7 protein-coding genes are annotated in these 6,048 nt (G+C 40.8%); 3 read left to right on the top strand and 4 right to left on the bottom strand.

Annotation, left to right across the window (positions count from 1 at the left end):
- Positions 1–182: 182 nt before the first annotated feature.
- From B4U84_RS17670 to B4U84_RS17660, 3 genes are all read right to left on the bottom strand, one after another.
- Positions 183–1,772: a glucose-6-phosphate isomerase gene (locus B4U84_RS17670; protein WP_017310420.1), complete on the bottom strand. Its 1,590-nt coding sequence runs from the start codon at positions 1,770–1,772 to the stop codon at positions 183–185.
- A gap of 104 nt (positions 1,773–1,876) precedes the next feature.
- Entirely contained in the window at positions 1,877–2,128 is a 252-nt protein-coding gene (locus tag B4U84_RS17665; protein ID WP_017310419.1) for a hypothetical protein, read from the bottom strand.
- A 78-nt stretch (positions 2,129–2,206) separates the two neighbouring features.
- Positions 2,207–2,404, bottom strand: coding sequence for a hypothetical protein (locus tag B4U84_RS17660; protein WP_017310418.1), 198 nt, complete (start codon positions 2,402–2,404; stop codon positions 2,207–2,209).
- 181 nt (positions 2,405–2,585) lie between these two features.
- Here B4U84_RS17660 and B4U84_RS17655 point away from each other — a divergent pair, with 181 nt between their 5' ends.
- From B4U84_RS17655 to B4U84_RS17645, 3 genes are all read left to right on the top strand, one after another.
- Positions 2,586–3,707, top strand: coding sequence for a branched-chain amino acid ABC transporter permease (locus tag B4U84_RS17655; RefSeq protein ID WP_131119804.1), 1,122 nt, complete (start codon positions 2,586–2,588; stop codon positions 3,705–3,707).
- Positions 3,697–4,476, top strand: a complete 780-nt coding sequence (locus B4U84_RS17650) for an ABC transporter ATP-binding protein (RefSeq protein ID WP_131119802.1) — start codon at positions 3,697–3,699, stop codon at positions 4,474–4,476. Before B4U84_RS17655 ends, B4U84_RS17650 begins: the two co-directional genes overlap by 11 nt.
- 230 nt (positions 4,477–4,706) lie before the next feature.
- Positions 4,707–5,087 carry a hypothetical protein gene (locus B4U84_RS17645; RefSeq protein ID WP_131119800.1) on the top strand — a complete coding sequence of 127 codons (381 nt, stop codon included), beginning with the start codon at positions 4,707–4,709 and terminating at the stop codon, positions 5,085–5,087.
- Between the two features lie 127 nt (positions 5,088–5,214).
- On the opposite strand, the gene B4U84_RS17640 is transcribed toward B4U84_RS17645, so the two are convergent.
- Positions 5,215–5,784 (bottom strand): DUF2087 domain-containing protein, encoded by a 570-nt coding sequence (locus B4U84_RS17640; RefSeq protein ID WP_131119798.1) that lies wholly within the window; start codon positions 5,782–5,784, stop codon positions 5,215–5,217.
- Between the last annotated feature and the right edge of the window lie 264 nt (positions 5,785–6,048).

Raw genomic sequence — 6,048 nt, 5'->3', positions numbered from 1 at the left:
GCAGGGCTGTTTCATTCTTAAAAGGAAAAAAGTGGAAACTTTGAAATCTCGTTCTGTTTTGATTAGATATTCGTTATTAACGAACTAAAAAAGAGGGTTTGAGATTTTACTCTCGAAAATGAAACAGCCCTGCTTATCCCCAGAGGGGGCCCCACCTTCCCCAATCCCCGATCCCCAATCCGCTAATTCCCGATGGAAAACTTCAAACTATCGGGTTGTCCAAGATTACCTTCCAACACTACACCACGGCTATTGGCGTGGAGATGTCGCAAAATCATGTAAATTGACTCTATTTTGTCTGTAGCACCTATTTTTTGGCTAATTTGCTCCAAAGTTAAAGGTGTTTTTTCCTCTTGCAAAACAGCAACTACTTTTTTTTGTAATTCGAGAATTTCAGCAGCAGCTTTTTTACCAGCTTCTACCCCTGGTTGATGGTAGGCGTTAATGTTGATTAAGCTGGCATATAAACCAACAGCACGCTCATATAAAGCAATCAAGGCCCCAACGGTACGAGAATTCACTTGGGGGATGGTGACTGTAACTGAATCACGGTGTTTTTCGTACAGTGCTTCTCTGGTTCCTTGCAAAAAACCAGAAAGGTAATCACCTGATGTGATTCCTGGTTCAATTTCTGGAGATGGACTCTGACGATCTTCTAAAACTTCGATGAGGGTAGCAAAGAAATTTGGTACACCTTCGCGCAACTGCTGGACGTATGCGTGTTGATCAGTAGAACCTTTGTTACCGTAGACTGCAATACCCTGATGAACAATATTGCCATCCAAGTCTTTTTCTTTACCCAAGGATTCCATTACCAGCTGTTGCAAGTAGCGGCTAAATAAAAGTAGGCTGTCTTTATAGGGTAGGACAACCATGTCTTTTTCGCCCTTGCCGTTGCCAGCGTAATACCAAGACAGGGCTAATAGTGCGGCTGGGTTATTTTTCAGATCCGGAACGCGGGTAGCGTCATCCATTTCTTTCGCACCTTCGAGCATGGCGCGGATATCAATTCCCTGCAACGCACCTGGTAATAAACCCACAGCAGATAATTCCGAAGTGCGTCCGCCTACCCAATCAAACATAGGAAATCTCGCTAACCAGCCTTCAGATTTTGCTTGTTCATCCAGCTTACTACCGGGCATGGTAATGGCGATCGCATAATTAGCAAAATCCAAATTGTGTCCAGCGTAGGCTTTTTTGACTTCCGTCATACCATTACGGGGTTCCGGTGTGCCTCCAGATTTGGAAATCACCAAAACCAAAGTGCTGGTGAGGCGGTTTCGCACCTGAGTTAAAACCCGATCAATTCCTGCGGGGTCGGAGTTGTCAATAAAGTGAATCGCTAGTGGTGGAAAGTCTGAGGCTAAAGCTTCAGCAACAAACTGCGGCCCAAGGGCAGAACCACCAATTCCAATCGAAATAATATCAGTGAAACGGGGTGCTTTTGGAGGATGAATTGCACCTGTGTGGACTTTTTCGGCGAATACGTCAATTTGCTCTATGGTGCTGACAATTTCTTGTGTCAGTTCCGGAGTAGGAGCCAAATCAGGATTTCGCAGCCAGTAATGTCCAACCATGCGGTTTTCGTCAGGGTTGGCGATCGCTCCTTTCTCAAGTTCCGCCATATCCGCAAAAGCTTTCTCAAACTTTGGCTGCAACTTCTCCACAAAAGCGTCATCAAACCGCATCCGGCTTACATCTAGGAAAAAACCCAGTCCTTCATGGAAATATAGCCATTTCTGGTATCGTTGCCAAAGTGCCGTAGCGTCCATAAGGAAATCTCAAGTAAAGTGATTTTCAAAAACAAGTTTAAGCTAAGGATATAGCCAAGCTTTGTCCCTCTTATACAGTTTTAAGTCTTCACGTGACCCCAAATCTAGACATCCGGCATTGGTATGACTCGCAGAAATTTCACAATTTCACCTCTTATTTCTATGCCAACTAAGTAATTATCCAGAGGAAAGCGGTAAAAAATACCCTCCATATCTACCTGCCGCAAATCTGGTAAGTCATGCAGTTGTTTTTTATCTGCAAACTCAATCAAAGCAAAATCATATACCCGCTGGTAGGCAGCAGGTTCTAAATTTTTCAGATCTACTAAAAAAGACCGTGCATAGCGTACTTCCATGTTGGGGATTGGGGATTGGGGATTGGTCATTGGGCATGGGTGGGGCATTGGGCATTGGAAATTATTAACAAGTAACCATTATGAAAAAGTTAATAGTTGTACAGCTTCTTCATGGGTTAAGGTGTCCCAAGGTTGCTGCGATCGCTTGACATCTTGTATGGCTTTGTGAATATAAAAATCACAATGTAAGTTGTAGACGTCGTTCCAAACTTTTTCTAATTCTTCGTCGGCTAGCTGTTCAATTAAATGATGAATTCTGATTCGCAGCAAGTTCATAATATCTTCTACTCGGAACAATTCAGATATAGTGTTCCCATGAGAGACTTCCAAATCAATTGCAGAGAAGGGGACAAGGAGGACAAGGGAGAAGGAGAAGAAATCGCCTTGAGGTTTGAAACTAGAAAGTCGAGGTTTAACTCTTGACCATTGACCATTGACTATTGACAAATAACAAAATATGGCTGAATATCTGATTTTTTTAGCAATTTCTACTTCTATTTTTGCTTTGTTCGGTCTCGGACTCAACTTACAGTGGGGTTTTACAGGCTTAATTAACTTTGGTCATGTGGCATTTATGACGCTGGGAGCCTATACGACTGTATTATTAAGCCTTAAGGGTGTCCCTATACTGCTGGCGGCGATCATTGGAAGTGCTGTTGCAGCTTTGTTGGGTTTGTTAATCGGTTTTTCGACTCTGCGTTTGCGGGAAGATTATTTGGCGATCGTCACTATCGGTGTGGGAGAACTAGTTCGTCTAATACTCAATAACCAGGATTTACCTGTGGGTGACACCTGGATTCCTGGCGCCTTTGGTGTCCAAAGTTACCCAATCCCGCTTGTAAATTTACAACCAAATTTGTTTGTCAAACTGGTGATGATTTGTGTGTTGACTTTGGTTGCTGGGGTAACTTTCTATTGGTTGTGGCGCTGGACTCGTTCGACAAATGCAACTAAACGAATAGCTAATAAACAAGAATATATATCACGTCTAGTGGTAGCAAGTTTATTGGGCTTATTGTCAGCAGCAGTTTATATATCGGGGGTGATTGGCTTATACAATTACAACCCAAAAGCAGGTTTGATGCTGTTGTCGTTGATCACCCTTGCTTTTGTTTTTTGGCGTTTGGAAGTGTTGGTGCGATCACCTTGGGGTCGAGTCCTCAAAGCTATCCGTGAAGATGAAGAAGTTCCCAAAGCTTTGGGCAAAAACGTTTTTTGGTACAAGTTACAATCTTTAATGTTGGGTGGTGCGATCGCTGGTGTTGCTGGGGCTTTCTTTTCTTGGCAAATTAGTGCTATTTATACTGATAATTTTCAACCACAGTTAACTTTTGATGCTTGGATTATGGTGATCTTAGGAGGTTCTGGTAATAACATTGGTACGATTTTGGGAGCAGTAATTTACTTTGCTTACGATACTCTGACTCGTGAATACCTACCTGACATTTTTCCTAACCTTACTTCTGATCAATTGGGCGCATTTCGCATCATGATCATTGGACTAATTTTGATGGTGCTGATGATTTGGCGTCCTCAAGGTATTTTAGGTAAAAAGGAGGAACTTACCCTTGGTAAATAATAATTTTTCCCAAGTTCCCTTATTAGCTGCTAGTGGACTTTGCAAAAGTTTTGGCGGTATTAAAGCTGTCGATAATGCTGAAATTCAAGTTGCAACAGGTAGTATCACAGGTTTAATCGGCCCCAATGGTGCTGGTAAAACAACTTTATTTAACTTGCTTTCTAACTTCATCCGTCCCGATAAAGGAAAAGTCATTTTTGACGGTGAACCGATTCAGCACTTACCATCCTATCAAATTGCTCAACAGGGTTTAGTACGGACATTTCAGGTAGCGCGCGCCCTTTCTAAATTGTCGGTGTTGGAAAATATGCTACTAGCAGCGCAAAAGCAAACTGGCGAAAATTTTTGGCAGTTGCAATTTCAACCCCATATAGTAGCTAAAGAAGAAAAGCAGTTCGAACAACAGGCGCTAGCCATCTTAGAATCAGTAGGTTTAGTCCATAAAGCCGATGATTACGCTGGTGGGTTATCTGGTGGACAACGCAAGTTGTTAGAAATGGGACGAGCGTTGATGACTAATCCCAAGTTGATTTTGTTAGATGAACCAGCAGCAGGGGTAAATCCGAGACTAATTGATGAGATTTGCGATCGCATCGTCAAATGGAATCAACAAGGTATGACTTTTTTGATTATTGAACACAATATGGATGTGATCATGTCGTTGTGCGATCGTGTCTGGGTACTCGCTGAAGGTAGAAATTTGGCTGATGGTGTTCCCGCAGAAATTCAGCGCGACACCAAAGTTTTAGAAGCTTATTTAGGGAAATAAGTGACTGTATTTTTAGTACGTCTGTGTGATGATAGAAGTCGTAAACACAAAAAACTAATCGCAGGGATATCGAATGTAATTGACAGTGTGAAAGAGAAATGGCAACAATCAATATTGGATACAGATTATTTGCGGACAACTAAGAAGAGGCTAGAAACCTTGGAATTCCTCGCTTAACAATTTTATGGAAGAAAATTACAAAAGCACTTGAAATTGTAGAAAAAGATTGTTTGTTGCGCTTCCCTGAGCTTAATTTTGAAGTCTCTGACTTTGAACCTGAGTATGTTTGTTTAGATGAAACAAACGATGTCGATGGACAAATACTTTGGGACTTCAGCTACTGGATTGAAGTGAAAACCACATCTGGTGATGGAATCCCTGAATGCGATTATTCTTTTGACGTATACGACCAATGGTACAAGACTGGAAAACCAATGTACAAAGACGTTTGCGAGCCTTTATATGATTGCGACTGGTCAGCCATAGAATCTTTTTGCGGTGCTACTGCTGACACAATGGGAGAAATTGTTTCAGTCGAGTTTGAGGCAATGAAAGCCGTTGATAGTTATTACGATGGAATTCACTTTTATAGTCATCATAGATGGCTTTGAGGTGATGAGACAAAATTGTACTAATAACTGATCATATGACCTCGCGGAATGCGGGAAACGAGCGAGTATGCGCGACCTGAGAGTGTCAATCAAATCTCTCCCTTTCTCCGCCTAAATAATAAATTTTTTAAACCTTATTCTCAATACGACAATACATCCCATATTTTTGTTGGATAAATTTATAGTTAATTAACTCCCGTCTGAGATTAGCAAAATCAGGATGGTAACGCTTGAGAATTTCATCAATAGCACTTTCTGAATACTGAACACCGACTTCAAATTTATTTGCTAACCACTTAAGAATTACCAAACGTTTTTTACGACTAGAGGGAATTTCTTTAAGGTGTTCTCCCTCTATGTAGGTTTGAATTATCTTTATCTCCCATGCTTCTGTATCTATATCTTCAACCCAAGAAGCAATATTCCCTGGTGTAAAAATTTCTTTGCTGACATTCTCTAAAGTCATACTTTCCAATTGATATAAGTGGGTATTACCTTCAGGACGCATAGTCACTAAGTTCACTTCTTTTAATTTCGCTAAATGATGAGATACCGTTGGTTCCTTGAGTTGCAATAGTACAGCTAGTTCTTCAACACTACATTCTTGGTTAGCTAGAAAACTCAAAATCTTTAACCGACTTTCGTCCGCTAAAACTTTGAAAAAACGTAGCACGATTTGAAATTGTTCCGTTTTCATAATCTGTTATAATCTAATTAGATGTAGATCTAATTAGTTTTCGTCAAACTAAGTTGTTCAAAATTCCTCCGACGCAACTGAAATGCTGCGTAGGTGAATTGTATCTTTATGTGATTTTGTAACGTTTTTGTAAGAAAAGTTAACTTTCTTAAGTAGTTTTTTATATTTCGCTATGTTTAGCCACTTATCTCATCGCAAAAGAAACAGACTAGGTTTTCCGAAGCGAGGTATTTCTCTTGTTCAAGCAGCAAAGTTTTTAAATGT

Origin of the sequence: Westiellopsis prolifica IICB1, assembly GCF_004323185.1 — a bacterium.
GTDB lineage: Bacteria > Cyanobacteriota > Cyanobacteriia > Cyanobacteriales > Nostocaceae > Pelatocladus > Pelatocladus prolificus_A.
The sequence above is the reverse complement of the archived record's forward strand: the minus strand, read 5'-3'. Positions and strand labels throughout refer to the sequence as shown.